General features: G+C 45.9%; 1 protein-coding gene. It reads right to left on the reverse strand.

The genetic code is table 11. The features are described from left to right. Window positions 1-858, reverse strand: an 858-nt coding sequence (locus KIV40_RS29415; protein WP_285352782.1) for a DUF3413 domain-containing protein, incomplete at both ends; no start/stop codon positions are given.

Genomic DNA, 858 nt, shown 5'->3' on the forward strand with positions numbered 1-858 from the left:
TTATGCTGCTTGAGTAACTGCTTGGCAAGCCATAAAACAGGCCGAAAATACCGTACATATAATTACTTGAACTGTAGTGATTGCTGAAGTTAATGCCTTCTTGTGCGTAAGCAAAGCTGTTCGGCATGACTTCATTGTTCAGTGCGTCAGCGCGCAGGTTGTTGACACTCACTAGCAGAATATTGAGGTCTGCACTGCGGCGGTTGTATTGAATCTTTTCTAGCGGATAGCTGACAAGGTCGATATTGTCAGTATTCGCTTCGCGGCGTTCTAGGTACTCTTCACGATCAAGTAGGCCGTGTTTTTCCATGAAGCTCTTCGCTGTCATTGGGTAAGAGAGCGGGAAGTTCGCTTTTTGGCGAGTAATTGGGTTATAGAAGTAGGCATCTGCCCAAATGTAAGTCAGGTGACTACTAATAAAACTCAAGAAAAACACAGCGGCGATAGGGCGGCCGACATGTTTGTGTGACAGTTTGCGCTGCTTGCGCCATACCCACTCAGATAGACCGAGTTGGAGTAGGAAAATCAGCGGCATAACGATGAAAAGATGCTGCAAGTCAGAACTGAATGCAGTCTCTTCTTCGCTAAAGAGAACCTCCCACACCACAGGGGTTAGGTGGAGGTTAATGCTTTGATAGGTTTGAGTATCTATCAATAAAACAGTTAGTCCGATTGTTGCAAAGCAGACGGCAACAAGTCGGAGTAACTTTCTTGACGGTAATATAAAGGTGAGGGGAAACAGCACCAATAGGTAGAGAGCGAACACCAAAAAGCCGAAGTGACCGACCCAAGAGACCGCTAAATAGAACTGTCCTAGGAGTGTTTCAGGCCAAGCCGATTGAGTGATATAACGAGTAC

The sequence above is a fragment of the Vibrio sp. D173a genome, from assembly GCF_030248475.1.